Origin of the sequence: Burkholderia sp. AU45388, assembly GCF_030481585.1 — a bacterium.
Lineage (GTDB): Bacteria > Pseudomonadota > Gammaproteobacteria > Burkholderiales > Burkholderiaceae > Burkholderia > Burkholderia sola.
Genome location: NZ_JAUJPV010000013.1, coordinates 39,013 through 54,788, shown reverse-complemented (window position 1 = coordinate 54,788; position 15,776 = coordinate 39,013). Strand labels below are relative to the sequence as shown.

At 63.3% G+C, this 15,776-nt stretch carries 11 protein-coding genes and 2 pseudogenes; 2 read left to right on the top strand and 11 right to left on the bottom strand.

The window, feature by feature from the left end; genetic code table 11:
* Window positions 1-104: 104 nt before the first annotated feature.
* From QZM72_RS20710 to QZM72_RS20695, 4 genes are all read right to left on the bottom strand, one after another.
* Window positions 105-617, bottom strand: coding sequence for a fimbrial protein (locus QZM72_RS20710; protein ID WP_301739057.1), 513 nt, complete (start codon window positions 615-617; stop codon window positions 105-107).
* A gap of 826 nt (window positions 618-1,443) precedes the next feature.
* Window positions 1,444-2,913: an efflux transporter outer membrane subunit gene (locus tag QZM72_RS20705; protein WP_301739130.1), complete on the bottom strand. Its 1,470-nt coding sequence runs from the start codon at window positions 2,911-2,913 to the stop codon at window positions 1,444-1,446.
* Window positions 2,913-6,053: a multidrug efflux RND transporter permease subunit gene (locus QZM72_RS20700; RefSeq protein WP_301739056.1), complete on the bottom strand. Its 3,141-nt coding sequence runs from the start codon at window positions 6,051-6,053 to the stop codon at window positions 2,913-2,915. Before QZM72_RS20700 ends, QZM72_RS20705 begins: the two co-directional genes overlap by 1 nt.
* A 15-nt stretch (window positions 6,054-6,068) precedes the next feature.
* On the bottom strand, window positions 6,069-7,271 hold the full coding sequence (locus QZM72_RS20695; RefSeq protein WP_301739055.1) for a MexX/AxyX family multidrug efflux RND transporter periplasmic adaptor subunit: 1,203 nt from the start codon (window positions 7,269-7,271) through the stop codon (window positions 6,069-6,071).
* Window positions 7,272-7,421: 150 nt separating this feature from the next.
* Here QZM72_RS20695 and QZM72_RS20690 point away from each other — a divergent pair, with 150 nt between their 5' ends.
* The gene (locus QZM72_RS20690) at window positions 7,422-8,084 is read left to right on the top strand and encodes a TetR family transcriptional regulator (RefSeq protein ID WP_301739054.1); all 663 of its coding nucleotides are present in this window, start codon (window positions 7,422-7,424) and stop codon (window positions 8,082-8,084) included.
* 324 nt (window positions 8,085-8,408) lie between these two features.
* Window positions 8,409-9,683 carry a M23 family metallopeptidase gene (locus tag QZM72_RS20685; RefSeq protein ID WP_301739053.1) on the top strand — a complete coding sequence of 425 codons (1,275 nt, stop codon included), beginning with the start codon at window positions 8,409-8,411 and terminating at the stop codon, window positions 9,681-9,683.
* A 213-nt stretch (window positions 9,684-9,896) separates the two neighbouring features.
* On the opposite strand, the pseudogene QZM72_RS20680 reads toward QZM72_RS20685, so the two are convergent.
* The 7 genes and pseudogenes from QZM72_RS20680 to QZM72_RS20650 form a co-directional block, all read right to left on the bottom strand.
* Window positions 9,897-11,550 (bottom strand): annotated as a pseudogene (locus QZM72_RS20680) (ShlB/FhaC/HecB family hemolysin secretion/activation protein).
* A gap of 24 nt (window positions 11,551-11,574) precedes the next feature.
* Entirely contained in the window at window positions 11,575-11,757 is a 183-nt protein-coding gene (gene bcpO / locus QZM72_RS20675) for a CDI system lipoprotein BcpO (RefSeq protein WP_089467392.1), read from the bottom strand.
* Window positions 11,758-11,813: 56 nt separating this feature from the next.
* Window positions 11,814-12,107 carry a hypothetical protein gene (locus QZM72_RS20670; RefSeq protein ID WP_256979603.1) on the bottom strand — a complete coding sequence of 98 codons (294 nt, stop codon included), beginning with the start codon at window positions 12,105-12,107 and terminating at the stop codon, window positions 11,814-11,816.
* A complete protein-coding gene (locus QZM72_RS20665) occupies window positions 12,104-12,970 on the bottom strand; it encodes a hypothetical protein (protein ID WP_301739052.1) in 867 nt (288 codons plus the stop codon). Before QZM72_RS20665 ends, QZM72_RS20670 begins: the two co-directional genes overlap by 4 nt.
* Window positions 12,971-13,783 (bottom strand): contact-dependent inhibition immunity protein BcpI, encoded by an 813-nt coding sequence (gene bcpI / locus QZM72_RS20660; RefSeq protein ID WP_301739051.1) that lies wholly within the window; start codon window positions 13,781-13,783, stop codon window positions 12,971-12,973.
* A 413-nt stretch (window positions 13,784-14,196) separates the two neighbouring features.
* Window positions 14,197-14,670 (bottom strand): immunity 42 family protein, encoded by a 474-nt coding sequence (locus QZM72_RS20655; RefSeq protein WP_089467390.1) that lies wholly within the window; start codon window positions 14,668-14,670, stop codon window positions 14,197-14,199.
* A 217-nt stretch (window positions 14,671-14,887) separates the two neighbouring features.
* Window positions 14,888-15,580: pseudogene (locus tag QZM72_RS20650) on the bottom strand (ABC transporter substrate-binding protein); the annotation flags it as partial.
* Window positions 15,581-15,776: the final 196 nt, after the last annotated feature.

Sequence of the window (15,776 nt, the reverse complement as noted above, 5' to 3'; positions counted from 1 at the left end):
AATGTCTGATTCGCACGCGGTGCTACCGGGAGTCCGAGGAGAACGGAAACGGGAGGAAAGATGAGGAGGAAGGCATGCACGCCCTCCTCCTCCGGTACGGACGCTTACTGGTAGCGGACCGTGAAGTTCGCGACGCCGTCGGCGGTACCCGGCGTCACGCCGGCTGCCGTCGCTTCGTACATCGCCGCGAAGCGCGCGATGTTCGTGCCGTTCTGCAGCACGGTCGGCGCCTTCTGCTCGGCGCCGTTGTCGAGGTATTCGCCCGACGCGGCCTGCAGGCGAATGCCGACGTTGGTTGCCGAACCGATCGTGGCGAGCAGCTTCGGCTGGCCCGCGCTCGACGTGCCCGTGAACGTGAAGTACGCGTTCTTCGCGACGCTCGTGTCGCAATCGGTCAGCTTGATGTCGAAGTTGGTCGGCGTGGACTTGTCGCCGGCTTGCTTGAACACGTTGGTCGGCACCTTGCCGAGGTTCACGGTCTGGTTGACCGAGCCCGAATCGATGCCGCATGCGCCCGCGACGATCTCGCCCGTGAAGTTGATCGTGCCGGTGCCCGCCGCGAAGGCCGAGGTGGACAGGGCCGCGAGTGCGACAGCGCTCAGGATGGATTTTTTCATGACGTTTCCCGTGAGAAATGCAAATGGAATGGACAACGTGACGGATACAAACGGCAGCGTATGGCGACTCCCGCCCGGCACGAGGCGTGCATTATCGAGATAACCATGAAAGATTTCTGTAAATCATTGTCAAATGCATCTGACAATGTTCGATTTACCCTTCCAAAACGCCACTCTTTCTTTTTGATTTCCAATGACGGGGATTTTATCCGCAGTCCTTTTTGATTTTACGGAACCGATTGAAGATTAATGGAATTCCTTTCCGACAATCACCGGCACCGCGTTCTTCCTTGCTGGCATTGGCTTGCGCAGGACCGACGCTCAAAGGACAAAACATTGTCCAATGCCGCCATCGTTGTCCGATTACAACTCGAATATCGAATAATTTTCAACTGACAGGAAATTAACGATGGCCTTTCATCAACACGGATTTATCACGCAAACGATTGCGCAAGAATACAAACGCTTTACCGCGACACTTTGCCGTCGCCATTCATTCCAATATGTTGATCAATCCAATCGTCAATTGCCGAACTTGAATCGCATGCATGCGCGGCCGCTGGAACGCGGCCGGCATGCCCGATTGGACGAGATGAAACGGGAAGAAACGCGGCACACGTTTGCACCGGAGCGCGACACGATCGGTCGCCGGGTGCGGATGGCGGGCAAGCGGCCTGCGCCCTGCCGGGAGATGAAAAGGATGCGGGGAACAGCGTCAGGAAGCGCCGATGCCGAGCGGCAAAAGGCGGCCGCACGACGCATCGTACGGCCGCCTCCATGTCGCCCGACCCGCTGCGGCGTCAGGCGATGCGTGGCACGTCGCACGTCACGCGGAAGCCGCGGCCTCCGCCGTAGCCGGCGCCCAGCCGCCGCCGAGCGCGCGATACAGCGCGATCGCGTTCGCGAGCCTGAGCTGCCTGAGCCGGATCAGCTCCTGTCCCGACTCGTACGTGCTGCGCTGCGCGTCGAGCAGCTCGAGATAGGTCGCGACGCCGCCCGCGTAGCGGCGCTCCGCGAGCTTCAGCCGCGCGCCGTCCGCCGCATACACGTCCTGCTGCGCGGCGAGCTGCCGGTCGATCCAGTCGCGTGCGGCGAACGCATCGGCCACTTCGCGAAACGCGGTCTGCACCGCCTTCTCGTATTCGGCGACCGCAATGTCCTTGCGTGCGTGCGCGACGTCGAGATTCGCGCGATTGCGGCCGCCCGCGAAGATCGGCAGCGTGATGCGCGGCGCGAACGTCCACACGCTCGTGCCGGCCGCGAACAGGCTCGAGAACGCGTCGCTCACCGACCCGTAGTCGGTCGTCAGCGCGATGCGCGGGAAGAACGCCGCGCGCGCCGCGCCGATGTTCGCGTTCACGGCCCTCAGCCGCGCCTCGGCCTGCCGGACGTCCGGCCGCCGTTCGAGCAGCGCGCTCGGCGCGCCGGGCGCCACGGGTGCGATCGACAGCGTGTCGAGCGCGGTCGCGTCGTCGGGCACGTTGCGCGCGAAGTCGCCCGCCAGCAATTGCAACGCCCGTACGGCCTGCGCATGCTCGCGCTGCAGCGCGGCCTGCGACGCGCGCGCGGACGCCACCAGCATCTCGGCCGAACGCAGCTCGATCGCGTCGCTCGTGCCGGCGGCATAGCGGCGCTGCGTGAGCGCGGCCATCCGTTCGCGCGCATCGAGCGTGCGCCGAGCGAGTGCCCGTTGCTCGTGCAACGATCGTTCGGAAACGTACGCGCCCGCCACTTCGGCGATCACGCCGATACGGACCGTGCGCTGCGCATCGGCGGTCGCGAAATACTCGGCGAGCGCCGCGTCGGACAGGTTGCGCACGCGGCCGAACAGGTCGAGCTCGTATGCGCTGACGCCGACGCCCGCCCGATACAGCCCGCTGATCGCGCTTTCGCGCACGACCGGATCGTACTGGCGTGCGCGTTCATAGCCGAGATTCGCATCGATCGACGGCATCCGGTCCGCGCGCTGCACGCCGTACAGCGCGCGCGCTTCCTCGAGTCGGCCGGCCGCGATCCGCAGGTCGCGGTTGTTCGCGAGCGCCGCGTCGATCCACGCCTGCAGCGCCGGATCGGTGAAATACGCATGCCAGTCGTCGAGCAGCGCGGCATCCTGTGCCGCGCTCGATTGGGTCACCGGCGCCGTACTGCCGTCGACCGGCGCATAAGTCGCCGGCACGGGCGCCGTCGGACGCTCGTAACGCGGTGCGAGCGAGCACCCGGCGAACCCGGCGAGCGCGAGCGCGGCGGCCAGCGCGAGCGGAGCCCGCCGCGCGGCGCGTGCATTCAGCGCGAACATCATGGTTGCGAACCCTCCATCGTCGTCGGCTGCGCGCCGCCGCGCCGGCGCGGGCCGACGTCGAACAGGCGGCCGACGATCACGAAAAACAGCGGGACGAGGAACACCGCGAGCACGGTCGCCGTGATCACGCCGCCGAGCACGCCGGTGCCGATCGCCGTTTGCGCGCCGGACGCGGCGCCCGACGCGAACGCGAGCGGCAGCACGCCGACGCCGAACGCGAGCGACGTCATCACGATCGGCCGCAGCCGCAGGCGCGCGGCCTCGAGCGCCGCGTCGACGAGCGACATGCGCTGCGCGACGAGATCCTTCGCGACTTCGACGATCAGGATCGCGTTCTTCGCGGACAGCCCGATCGTCGCGATCAGCCCCACCTTGAAATAGATGTCGTTCGGCATCATCCGCAGCGTCACGCCGAGCACCGCGCCGATCACGCCGAGCGGGACGACCAGCATCACCGCGAACGGAATCGACCAGCTCTCGTAGAGCGCCGCGAGCGCGAGAAACACGACGAGCACCGACAGCGCGAACAGCATCGGCGCCTGCGCGCCCGACAGCCGCTCCTCGAACGACTGCCCCGACCACGCATAGCCGATGCCGGCCGGCAGCTTCGCGGCGATCCGCTCGATCGCGGTCATCGCCTCGCCGCTGCTGTGGCCGGCCGCGGCCGAGCCGTTGATCGTGAACGACGGATAGCCGTTGTAGCGCGTGAGCTGTGGCGGCCCCATCGTCCAGTGCAGCGTCGCGAACGCGGCGAGCGGCACCATCTCGCCGCGCGCGTTGCGCACGCGCAGCTTCTTCACGTCGTCCGGATCGAGCCGGTGCCGCCCGTCGGCCTGCACCATCACGCGCCGCACCTGTGTGCCGTGCATGAAGTCGCCGATATAGTCCGAGCCGAACATCACCGCGAGCGTCGTGTTGATCTCGTCCATCGACACGCCGAGCGCGGACGCCTTCGCGCGATCGATGTCGAGCTTCAGCTGCGGCGCGTCCTGCGTGCCCGCGAACATCAGGTCGGTGAGCGCGCGATCCTTGCCGCCCGCCGCGAGCAGTTGCTCGCGCGCGGCGCTGAACGTCGCGTAGTCGAGCCCGCCGCGGTTCTGCAGCCGGAAGTCGAAGCCGCTCGACGAACCGAGGTCGGGCAGCGCCGGCGAGTTCATCGCGAACACCGTCGTGTTCGGCGTGCCCGCGAAGCGTTCGTTGATGCGTGCGACGATCGACTGCACGTGATCGCGCGCGGCCTTGCGTTCGTTCCAGTTCTTCAGCGTGACGAAGATCATCCCGCCGTTCGGCCCTTCCCCGTACAGGTTGAAGCCGCCGAGCGCATATGTATAGGCGGCCGGCTCGTCGCGGCGGATCGCCGACTCCACGGCGCGCACGCTCTGCATCGTTTCCGCGAGCGGCGTGCCTTGCGGGCGGATCACCATCACCATGAAGTTGCCCTGGTCCTCGTCCGGCAGGAAGGCGCTCGGCAATTGCGTGAGCATCAGCACCGCGGCCGCGGTCAGCGCGCCGTACACGACGAGCCAGCGCACCGGCTGCTTCAGCATCGTGCCGACCCGCGTCGCATAGCGCTGCGTCGCGCGCGCGACGAAGCGGTTGAACCCGCCGAAGAAGCCGCGCTTCTCGTGATGGTCGCCTGACACCGGCTTGAGGAGCGTCGCGCACAGCGCGGGCGTCAGCGACAGCGCGAGGAACGCCGAGAAGCCGATCGACACCGCGAGCGACAGCGCGAACTGCCGGTAGATGTTGCCCACCGCGCCGCCGAAGAACGCCATCGGCACGAACACCGACGTCAGCACCACGGTGATTCCGACGATCGCGCCGCTGATCTGCCGCATCGCCTTGACGGTCGCGTCGTACGGCGCGAGCCCCTCCTCGACCATCAGCCGCTCGACGTTCTCGACGACGACGATCGCGTCGTCGACGAGGATGCCGATCGCGAGCACCATCCCGAACATCGTCAGCACGTTGATCGAGAAGCCGGCCGCATACATCACGCCGAACGTGCCCGCGAGCGCGACCGGCACGACGAGCGTCGGAATCAGCGTCGCGCGCAGGTTCTGCATGAACAGGAACATCACGAGGAACACCAGCATGCCAGCCTCGATCAGCGTCGTGACGACCTTGTTCATCGACACGCGCACGAACGACGACGTCTCGTACGGGATCTGGTATTTCACGCCCGGCGGGAAGTAGCGGGACAGCTCGTCCATCGTCGCGCGCACGCGCTTCTCGGTGGACACCGCGTTCGAACCCGGCGCGAGCTTGATGCCCATCCCGGTCGCGACCTTGCCGTTCACGTACGACGGATAGTTGTAGTCGTTGCCGCCGAATTCGATGCGCGCGACGTCGCGCAGGAACAGCGCGGCGCCGTCGGCCCGCGCGCGCAGCGCGATCGCGCCGAAATCGGCCGGCGTCTTCAGCGGCGCGTCCGCGAACACGGTCGCCGCGATCGGCGCGCTGTCCGGCACCGCGCTGCGGCCGATGTCGCCGATCGTCACGCGCGCGTTGTGCGCGCGCACGGCCGACGCGATATCCGACGCGGTGAGGCCGTGCCCGGCCAGCTTCACCGGGTCGGGCCAGATCCGCATCGCATATTCGGCGCCCCAGAACTGCACCTTGCCGACACCCTCGACGCGGCGCAGCGCCTGCACGACGTTCGCCGACGCGTATTCGCCGAGCTGCACGTCCGTCATCCGGCCGTCGTCGGACGTCAGCGACACGACGAGCTGGATGTTGTCGGCGGCCTTCTCGACCTGGATGCCGTCGCGGCGCACGGGCTCGGGCAAGCGCGCATCGACCGTCTTCAGCCGGTTCTGCACTTCGACGGCGGCAAGATCGGCGTTCACGCCCTGCTTGAACGTCAGGTACAGCGACGCCGCGCCGGCGCTGCTCGTCGCGGACGTATACAGCAGCCCCGGCGCACCGTTCATTTCGCGCTCGATCAGCGCGGTCACCGATTCCTCGACGACCTGCGCGGACGCGCCCGGGTACGCCGCATAGATGCTGACGACGGGCGGCGCGATGTCCGGGTACTGCGCGACGGGCAGCGCGCGGATCGCGAACAGGCCACCCAGCATGATGAAAATGGCGATCACCCACGCGAAGACGGGGCGATCGATGAAGAAACGTGCCATGTTGGTTTGAACCGGTCAGGTTTGACGGGCGGCCGCCTGCGATGCGGCTGCTGCCGGCGCCGCCTTCGACGGCGGCGCCTTTTCGACGGGCTGGACGGCCGTATCGGGCGCGAACTGCGCGACGTCGTCGACGATCACGCGCTCGCCGCCCGCGAGGCCGCGCGTGATGCGCCAGCCATGGCCGCTCATCTGGTCGGCCGCGACCTCGACGTCCTTGACCTTGCCGTTCGCGCCGACGACACGCACCGACGTACGGTCGGCCGTGCGCAGCAGCGCGTCGCGCGGCACGAGGATCGCCCGCTGGTCCACCGCCGTGTCGAGCGCGATCCGCACGTACGCGCCCGGCAGCAGCTCGCGCTCCGGATTCGGGAACAGCGCGCGCATCGCGACGGTGTCGGTGGTCGGATCGACCGCGAGATCGCTGAACAGCAGCTTACCCTTCAGCGGATACGCGGTGCCGTCGGCGCGCAGCAGCGTCACCGCGACGTCGTGCTGCGCGATGCCCGTCGCGCGCCCGCTCTTCACCGCGCGGCGCAGTGCGTCGACGTCGGCGGCCGGCTGCGAGAAGTTCACGTAGATCGGATCGAGCTGCTCGACGGTCGTGAGCGGCGTCGCCTGGTCCTGGCCGACGAGCGCGCCCTCGGTCACGAGCGCGCGGCGTGCGCGGCCCGCGATCGGCGCGGTGACGGTCGCGTAGTCGAGTTGCAGTTGCGCGCGCGCGAGTTCGGCCTTCGCCGACGCGACCTCGGCCTTCGCCTGCGTATCGGCTGCGACGGCTTCGGTGTGGTCGCGCTCGCTCACCGCGCGATCGCGCACGAGATCGTCGTAACGGCGACGCTTGTCGGTCGCCGCGAGCGCGGCGGCCTGCGCCTTCGCGAGCGCGCCCTGCGCGGCGTCGCGCGCGGCCTTCAGCGGCGCGGAATCGATGCGGAACAGCACCGCGCCCTGCTTCACTTCCTGGCCTTCCTCGTAAGTGCGCGCGGTGACGATGCCCGCGACTCGCGCGCGGACTTCCGCCTGCCGGTACGCGTCGAGCCGGCCCGGCAGTTCGACGGTCATCGGCACGGCCGTCGGGCGCACCGTCACGACGGTGGCCTGCTTCGCGGTCTCCGCTGCGGTGTCCTTGTCGCCCTTTCCGCATCCGGCCACGGCCAGCAGCGCCGCGAGCGCGAACGGCGCCAGCCGCATGCGGCGCCACAGGGTGCGTGTGTTATTCATGTTCCGACCTCGGATCGTTCGCCGCCGATACAATGCGGCGGCTCAGGGTGGCCGATTATAATCAGTCACGACTGATTAAATACATCCGCTTTCAATCGACTGACGCACTGTCTCAATAAAACGACAGCGAACTGTAAGGAATTTCACGACATGGCCCGCAAGACCCGGGAAGAATCGCTCGCCATCAAGCACCGGATCCTCGACGCCGCCGAGCTCGTGCTGCTCGAAAGAGGCGTCGCGCAAACCGCGATGGCGGACCTCGCCGAGGCGGCCGGGATGTCGCGGGGCGCGGTCTACGGCCACTACCGCAACAAGATGGACGTGTGTCTGGCGATGTGCGATCGCGCGTTCGCGCGCACGTCCGAAGGATTCGACGCGGGCGACGGCCTGCGGCCGCTCGCTACATTGCGGCGCGCCGCGTCGCACTACCTGCAGGAATGCGGCGAGCCGGGCCCGATGCAGCGCGTACTCGTGATCCTCTATACGAAATGCGAGCAGAGCGAGGAAAACAGCGCGCTGCAGCGGCGGCGCATGCTGCTCGAGCTACAGATGCTGCGGATCACGAAGGCGTTGCTGCGTCGCGCGATCGCAGCCGGCGAAGTTGCCGCCGATCTCGACGTGCATTTGGCCGCCGTCTATCTCGTGTCGCTGCTCGAAGGCGTGTTCGCGTCGATGATCTGGACCAACCGGCTGCGCGGCAATCTGTGGAACGACGCCGAGGCGATGCTCGACGCCGGTTTCGACGCCGTGCGCACGTCCGCCGCGCTGCGTCGGCGCACGCAAAAATTGCCTGACCAACGAAAATCGTCGTAACAAATGCTGATTTAACCCGACTTACCGCAGTGCGAAACGAGTGAGCCGACCCTCTTTAAAATTTTTAACGTTTCGCGGAACATCGGTAGACTGACGCTGTCATCTTTCTTTAGCGTCTTCGTGATAACCGGGTTCGACCCGGTATGCACGCCGCCGTTCGAAGCGGGCACCGCCCCGCAGGTTGGGTCGAACGGAAACGACACAGGCCCCTGGCGGGGCCTGTTTTGTTGCACGCCCGCCGCCCGCCCCGTCGCCGTTCGACGGATGTGCCGCCGGCGGCCCCCGCCCACACCCCTTTGAACCGCTTTCCTGGATGTGGACACCTTGGTCAAGCCTGTCGCAACCCCTGATGCCGTCGCGCCCGGTCGCGCGCAGCGCGCCGTGCGCGCGCTCGTGCCGGCTGCCGTGCTCGGCGCCCTCGCCGCATTCGGCCTCGCCGCCGCGCTGCCGGCCGTGTCGCAACTGCCGGGCGCCGTCGATTCGGGCACGACCGCGCTGCCGCAGCGCGTGCTGTCCGATACGCCGTTTCCCACCGCGCAGCATTTCGTGACGAGCGAGCTCGCGCGCACGATCGGCGAGCGCAACGAACATCTCGATCGCAACAACGATCGCAGCCTGCAGCCGGGCCTGTTCGCGCCGCTCAGCGCGCATCGCAACGACATGCTCGGCTACACGAGCCTGTTCCAGTTCGCGTCGCCCGATCACCGGCAAGGGATGCGCGCGGGCGACATCGAGCTCACGCTGTCCGATACGCTGAACCGTCTCGACGTGCCGCCCGAAGTGCGCATCCAGTTCGGCGACCTCGTCACCGGCAAGGTTGCGATGCGCGCGAGTGCGCAGCGCGGCGACTATTACCGCGTCGCGTTCGACACGAACGACGGCACGCCGCGCCTCACCGCGCTCGAGCTGCGCGTCGCCGGCCGCACGTTCGGTGCGATCTGGTTCCGCGCGCCGGGCGCCGAGCACGGTGCGTACTACACGCTCGACGGTTCGCCGCTCGAAGCCGCCGCGTTCACGATGCCGGTCAAGTGGACGCGCATCAGTTCGTTCTTCGGCGAGCGCATCCATCCGCTGTCGCAGGCGATGGCGTTCCATACGGGCGTCGATCTCGCCGCGCCGAGCGGCACGCCGGTCGATGCGGCGGCCGACGGCGTCGTGTCGTTCGTCGGCACCGATCCGGGCGGCTACGGCCGCTATGTGATCGTCGATCATGCGGACGGCTATTCGACGTACTACGCGCACCTGTCCGCATACGCTCGCGGGCTGAAGGTCGGCGAAACCGTGAAGCAGGGCCAGCGCATCGGCTCGGTCGGGATGACGGGCGCGGCCACCGGCCCGCACCTGCACTTCGAGGTGCGGGTTGCGAACGATCCGGTCGATCCGCTCGTCACGCTCGCGAACGCGCAGACGGGGCTGTCCGACATGCAGCTCACCGCGTTCCGCCAGGAAGCCGCGCAATGGCGCTTCCGCCTCGCGTCGATCAATAAGACGCCGTTCGCGTTCGCGCAGAACGACGGGCCGCTGTGGGGGGATTTCGCGACCGGTTCGTCGACGCTGCGCGCGGTTTTCGATACGCACTACTCGGCGGAACGAGGCTGACTCCGAGGCACACGGTCCTGGTGGTTGGAGAAGAGCGTACGGTTGTCAGAATGCTCGCGTGCTCTTCTCTACACCGTCGGCTGGTCACGGGCTTGAGCCGACGTTTTGGCGCGGGATAAGGGCAGACCTCCGCCCGATACCGCCGGCGGGGTGCACTTACCCCTCGCAATTGACCGAGATAGGTTCCGTCATGACAAACAAGACCGTGTTTATTCAGAACTGAGCAGTCAGCTGAAAACCGAGCGTCACTCGCGCAGTCGGAAAACCCGACGGCTTGTAGACAGGCGTACCCGCGAAGAGATCGTACGCATAGGCTCCGAATCGCGTGCCCACGCTGCCCTTTATGCCGATCACGGCGCCGGCCAATTGCGTCCCGACGAGGACGACAGGCTGCGGGCCCCATACGCGACCATAGTCGAGTCCCGCATAAAGTGCCTGCCCCGTCTGGCCGATCGCCGCCTGCAGTTCGTTGCGCCAGTAGAAGCCGCGTGCGGCGGCCAGCATCGTTTCACCGTCGAAGCCGCGTACCGTGTAGCGGCTGCCGATCGTCAGGTCGTCGATGTAGTACAGCGTGTTCCCGGTGTACTGGCCGTGGAATGTGCCGACATAGCGGAATGGCTGCTTGCCGATCGCGAACGGCACCGACAGGTTCGCGTCGAACACCGCCATCTTGAAGCGATAGGTTGGCCCGCCACCGGCCGCCAACGTGTCGTCCTGTGCGCCCAATCCACCGACACCTTGACGATATGCAAGCGAGTCGTCGAGCTGTGCGCCGCCGAAGTAGTGGCGATCGGTCAGGCCGAGTTCGATCATCGTGTTATTGCGGCGCTGCTGTGAGATCTCGGTGTCTTCGATAAAGCTTTGTCCGAAACGGCGCGACAGGCGAACGTAGGCGCCGAATACGTCGTTCTGACTACGCGACAACACGCGGGCCAACTTGAAATCAACCGTCTTCGAATTGCCGCTCGCGACGAATGTCTGGTTCACGCCGGCAATCTGCTGGTAGTACGTGTTCGTGTAGGCGGACAGCGTGGCCGTCCAGTAGCCCCATGGAATCGAGTAGAAGCTGTTCCAGCCGTGCGAGCCAAGGCGCTTGTCGCCGAATTCGAGATCCTGGCTCACGTCGATGTTGAAGACGTCGTTCAAGCCGAGTGGGTTGTCGATGCCAAGCGACAGGTTGCCTTGCAGCTTGCCGGTCGCGCGCGTGCCGGCGTTGTCGACCGATGCGACGACCGTCCACGGCTTGCCGCGCTTTACGTCGAGCACGACGTCGCTTTCGCCAGGATGTTCGCCCGGAACGATTTGCATCGACACGTCCTGGCTCGATACGCGCTTCATTTGCTCGAGGCCTTGTTCGAGGTCGCGCAGGTTCAGCACCTCACCGTCGCGGGTGGGGAAAGCTGTTTTCCATGTACCCCGCAGTTTTTCATCAGCGAAGCGCACATGGTGAATCGTGCCCGGAATCAGCGAGAGTTTGAGCGTGCCGGTCGATAGGTCTTGCTCGGGAACGAGCACGCGTGTCGTGACGTAGCCGCGCGCCAGAATTGCCTGGGATAGCCCTTTGACTAACACGTCGACGCCTTGCTTACCGACGCATTGCCCTGCGTAGTGGTTCAGCCATGCACGGCGTTTCGGCAGGAAGCGCCGGATACGCTTCGGCCTTCGGTACATCGGAACGCACGGAAGGAGTACGCACGGCCGCGTCGCGCTGCTGCACGTCACGGTGCTGCTGCGCCTGTCGATCCTGCTCGGCGTTCGCCCGTGCTGCGGCGGCTTGGTCCGCATGCGTCTGGGCCTGCTGTGTATATCCCGTCATTGGTACAAGGAAAGCAATCGACAGAAGGACGACGGGCGTGCTGATTCTCATTCGTAAGCGTGCGTTGAGTTTGTTTTAGGGTTTGGGGGCAAGGTGACCAGGAATCCAGACCCACTCCGTCCCACTCCATTTCCAGAACCCCATCACCCACGTCATGGTCGACCATGAAGGAAGGACGGGCGACATCTCTGGTTTGGAAGGCGGGCGCGGCGGCGCGTCGGGTGGCACTGTTTCACATGCCGCGAGCAAGGCAAGCATAGCAACCGACGTGATTAAAAATATTGCTTTCAAAATCCCCTTTTCCCCTCACGCAATCATTTCCATTTATCTTCGTCCAGCTTCATTTTCTCATCAATATAAGCGTCAGTTTCTTTATCCAGCGGCTCATCAGCAGAAAGTTCCACAACCTCTTTGACCCCTTTAACAGGAAGCAGTGAAGCCAATGTGTCATGATCAGAAATCTCTAAAAGCCCCCACTCAAGAAGTGCAGTTAAATAGCCGCGCCACACAGACGCGACCTCGGCCGTAGGGCCTCGCCATTCCAATTGACGCAGAATTCTATTTCTTAATTCCTCTACTGTCGGATATCCATTAATCAAAGCTGTCATTTCGGCACCCTCGGGACGTACACCATCCCCTGTGAAGTAATAATAGTAATGCTTTGAATTTTTTCTCCAGATCCACTATCACGACTCAATGCTCGACTAATTCCACGCGTTGCAATTTCCGGCGTCATGCCAGCCTGATTCCTTGCATCGATAATAATGTCACCGGATTGCCCGCGCGCGTCCATCGCCGTGCTCGAAATCGCCTTCGACAATCCGTCGGAATCCTGCTTTACCACGTTGGTCATCGTCTTGAGTTCGTACTTCTTGCCATCGATAAGGAAGTCGCCGGACCGGCCAACGTTACTCGACGGAATCACCTCGACAGTTCGGCCGCCGCTCACCATCTCGTTGATGAAGCCGCGCTCGGCTGCGGTTAGGTTTTCCGTCGAACCGATCAGCTTGCCAGCGGCAGCAGCCCCGGCACCCGCTACAGCCGCCCCCGTGCCGGCCGGCATCGCTCCGCCAGCAGCCAAATCGCCGACAGTGATCGCCGCCTGATTTCCGCAGAGGATCGGATTCGCCGCACAAGCCTTGATCGCTGTACCAATTGCTGTCGCTGCGTCCGGAAACAACGCCACGCCGCCCGTTACCAATGCGGCCACCGCTGCGGCAGAGGAAGTTAGCGTACTGTACTTTTCCTGCTGAGCCTTGTCTCGATTGGCCGAACTCGCGACCGCTTGTGCAGGCGGCACATTCATGCCTACGCCATTCGGATAATACTTCCCGTACATCGCTACGTTGGCCTTTTGATCCGGCGTCGCGTAGAACATATATCCGGGGCCACTATTTCCATCAGCAGGAAGCAACCCATGCGCTTGATTCAGAAAGGCGTTTGCGGCCTGATTGAGTCGGATGTCGGCCAATTACGACTTAAACCATTTGGAAACTCGGCCAATTAGCCCCTGCGAAGGCGGCACCCACCCCGACTTCAGAAAATCGTAGACGTCATCGTAGTGATCGAGAGGCTTGACCGGCATTAGCCCCATCGGCACAAGCGGATGATCGACTTCAATTTGGATTCCACGACGCCAGCAAATCTTTGTCTCAAGCGTCCCAAGATATGAGATGAAGTCCTCCAAATCCGGCCAAGCGCTCTTGATGTTTGCGTGCCGCTTCTCGATCAGCGACCTCAATCCCGCAGCATCGCGCGATAGAAGTAAGGAGAAAAAATACTCGCCGCTTTCGATCGCTTGCCGATCAGCCTTGATTCCCTTTTTCCTCACTTCCTCGATAAGCGCCTCCAGCTCCCGATCTTTACCCAAGATCGCGAGCTGGAATCTGTATTGCAGTGCCGCTGCCGATTTTGGATCGCCTCTTCCGTCAAGCAGGACTGAGGTCTCAACCTTTGCAGCTCGCTCGATAATGCCCTGATCATCGGATAGAATTGCACAAAGCAACTCAAGTCCCGTTGTGAAACTAGCACCTCCATCCAAACCACTGCTCTCAATAGAAAGCTTTGAAGATAGATAGAAATTCTGCTTGCTGGCTGATATATCGCTATCTCCAAAATAATCAACAACAGCTTGCGAACGTGCGCGGCTTGCCAGCCCACTGTAGACTGCACCAAGGCGGACTTTTGTTCGCCGATATACGGCGTCATGAACGAGCTCAGGTAGCAACTTCTGCTCATTCCGAACGAGATTCATCAACTTTTCCAAGGCTACTTGATTGCTCATGGCGTATTCCGAGGGACTTTTACTATCACCATCCCGTTAGAGTCAACGACAGACCCTTGACAAGGATGTCAATGCCCTGCTTGCCGACGCACCGGCCCGTCAACTTCAATTTTGGGTGCTCTAGCTTCTTGGAAACGCTGCGCTAATGAGATGTTCGTCATGTCAATATCCCAGTCTGCGATACGGATCTACTTTTGCATGGTCTTGCGGCCACCGAGGCACGAATTCCTTCCCACCATCACGGGCGGGGACGGGCTCGTGATTCAGTTCCATCGATCGTTCAGTTGTTGCTGATCTTCTGGAATATCCTCCGGTGGACTGAACTGCTTTATGAAACCACTCCTTATCAAGGCCAGTGCAAGCGCGCCGACTGTGTTCAGCGTGCTGCCAACCTCAGTTCGCAATCCATTCTTCTATACCGTAGACTTCTCAATCGCCCCCCTCACGACATCTTGAAATTCTCCGCGTTTCAAAATAACTTGCCGAACACTGCTAAGGTCTTCCCTGACCCCAGAGATCAGCTTCGCCCGCTCTCCGAGCTCCACAAGAAAGAGGTAATACCCTTCATCAGAGAGGCTTTCCGGTGATACGAGATGCGTGAAATCGCTGACCTCGGCACCCGAATCAATTGAGGGAAAAGCGAGTTTGCAAAGTCGCTTATATGCAGAATCCAGCGGCAAATTAAACACCTCCTCGTTTTCGACAGGATGATTCATGGCGTTCAGCAGACTTAGTCCATGAAGATCGACTCCGATCGTAGACCGCAGGGACCAAATCAATTCTCCCGCGACGAAGCAACCAAAGCATCCATTCTTGAAACTATCGGTCGACCAAGATTCAACTGAGTCGAACCAAATGGCGAACGTATCAGGGTTGCCAGATAACATTTACTTCCCCTTAAAACCGAGTGATCGTCTGACGTCGATCGGAATCTTCGAAACGTTGAGCGGCGCGGATAAATCGCCAGTAGAGCCGGACCAGTGATAAACGCCATTTCCGTCCGAGTAGAATCGATTGATGTTGCCGCGGGAATCGATAGCATAACGCACGTTGTCCCCTCCCGGAATTGAGGAGTTAAACAGGTCCAGCGAATTGCCAGGTTCAGTACCCGAGCAGGCTGGTTTCGCCCTTCGGCACGCCGACGCCCATGTAGTCGTTCGAGATCGTAAACGCCGGGATCTCGTAGTTCTGCTTGTCCGGCACGTTCGCGAGCAGGCCGATCAGCTTCGGGCCATCCTGAGTGATCGCCTGCACGTTGCCCGCGCGCAGCGCGGCGAATGCGAACGGCGTGTCGTCGTACGCGACGATCGTCGCCTTCGGGAATTTCTCGCGCAGCGTGATCTCGTTGGTCGTGCCCTTGTCCGCGCCGACGCGCAGGCCGTTCAGCTGGTCGGCCGACTTCAGCACGCCCTTCTTCGCGAGAAACTGCTGGCCCGACGAGAAATACGGGATGCTGAAGTCGACCTGCTTCGCGCGCTCGTCGGTGATCGTGAAGTTCGCGACCACGAGATCGACCTTGCCGGACGTCAGGAACGGGATGCGGTTCGCGGGGTTGGTCGGTTGCAGTTGCAGCTTCACGCCGAGCGTGTCGGCAAGCGCCTTCGCGTAATCGACGTCGAGACCGACGATGTGGTTGCTTTTCGCGTCGACATAGCCGAACGGCGGATTGCTGTCGAACGTCGCGACGCGCAGCACGCCGGCCTTCTTGATGTCGTCCAGACGATCCGCATGCGCGACGGTGCCTGCGGTGATGAGCGCGACCCCGATGAGCCACGCAGCGAGCGTGTTGATTTTCATGAGCACGACCTGATTTGTCATGGAGGCCGCCGCGGATCGCGCGGCGGCACGGTTCGAAGCACATCGCGACGGAGTATGCCGTCGCGAAGCCACTAACGTATCAGCGCGTGCGGCGAATCCGAACCAACAAATGGCGCTTTGCTCTGCGGATTTCGTGATGAAGCGCGGCCCACGCATCGCGCGCGTTCATCACGCC

Bases quoted from the DNA above. Each gene is read 5' to 3' on its own strand.
- QZM72_RS20670 (WP_256979603.1), bottom strand. From the start codon at position 12,107: ATGACAGCTTTGATTAATGGATATCCGACAGTAGAGGAATTAAGAAAT.
- QZM72_RS20655 (WP_089467390.1), bottom strand. From the start codon at position 14,670: ATGTTATCTGGCAACCCTGATACGTTCGCCATTTGGTTCGACTCAGTT.
- bcpO (WP_089467392.1), bottom strand. From the start codon at position 11,757: ATGCTTGCCTTGCTCGCGGCATGTGAAACAGTGCCACCCGACGCGCCG.
- QZM72_RS20690 (WP_301739054.1), top strand. From the start codon at position 7,422: ATGGCCCGCAAGACCCGGGAAGAATCGCTCGCCATCAAGCACCGGATC.
- QZM72_RS20710 (WP_301739057.1), bottom strand. From the start codon at position 617: ATGAAAAAATCCATCCTGAGCGCTGTCGCACTCGCGGCCCTGTCCACC.
- QZM72_RS20705 (WP_301739130.1), bottom strand. From the start codon at position 2,913: ATGTTCGCGCTGAATGCACGCGCCGCGCGGCGGGCTCCGCTCGCGCTG.
- bcpI (WP_301739051.1), bottom strand. From the start codon at position 13,783: ATGAGCAATCAAGTAGCCTTGGAAAAGTTGATGAATCTCGTTCGGAAT.
- QZM72_RS20695 (WP_301739055.1), bottom strand. From the start codon at position 7,271: ATGAATAACACACGCACCCTGTGGCGCCGCATGCGGCTGGCGCCGTTC.
- QZM72_RS20700 (WP_301739056.1), bottom strand. From the start codon at position 6,053: ATGGCACGTTTCTTCATCGATCGCCCCGTCTTCGCGTGGGTGATCGCC.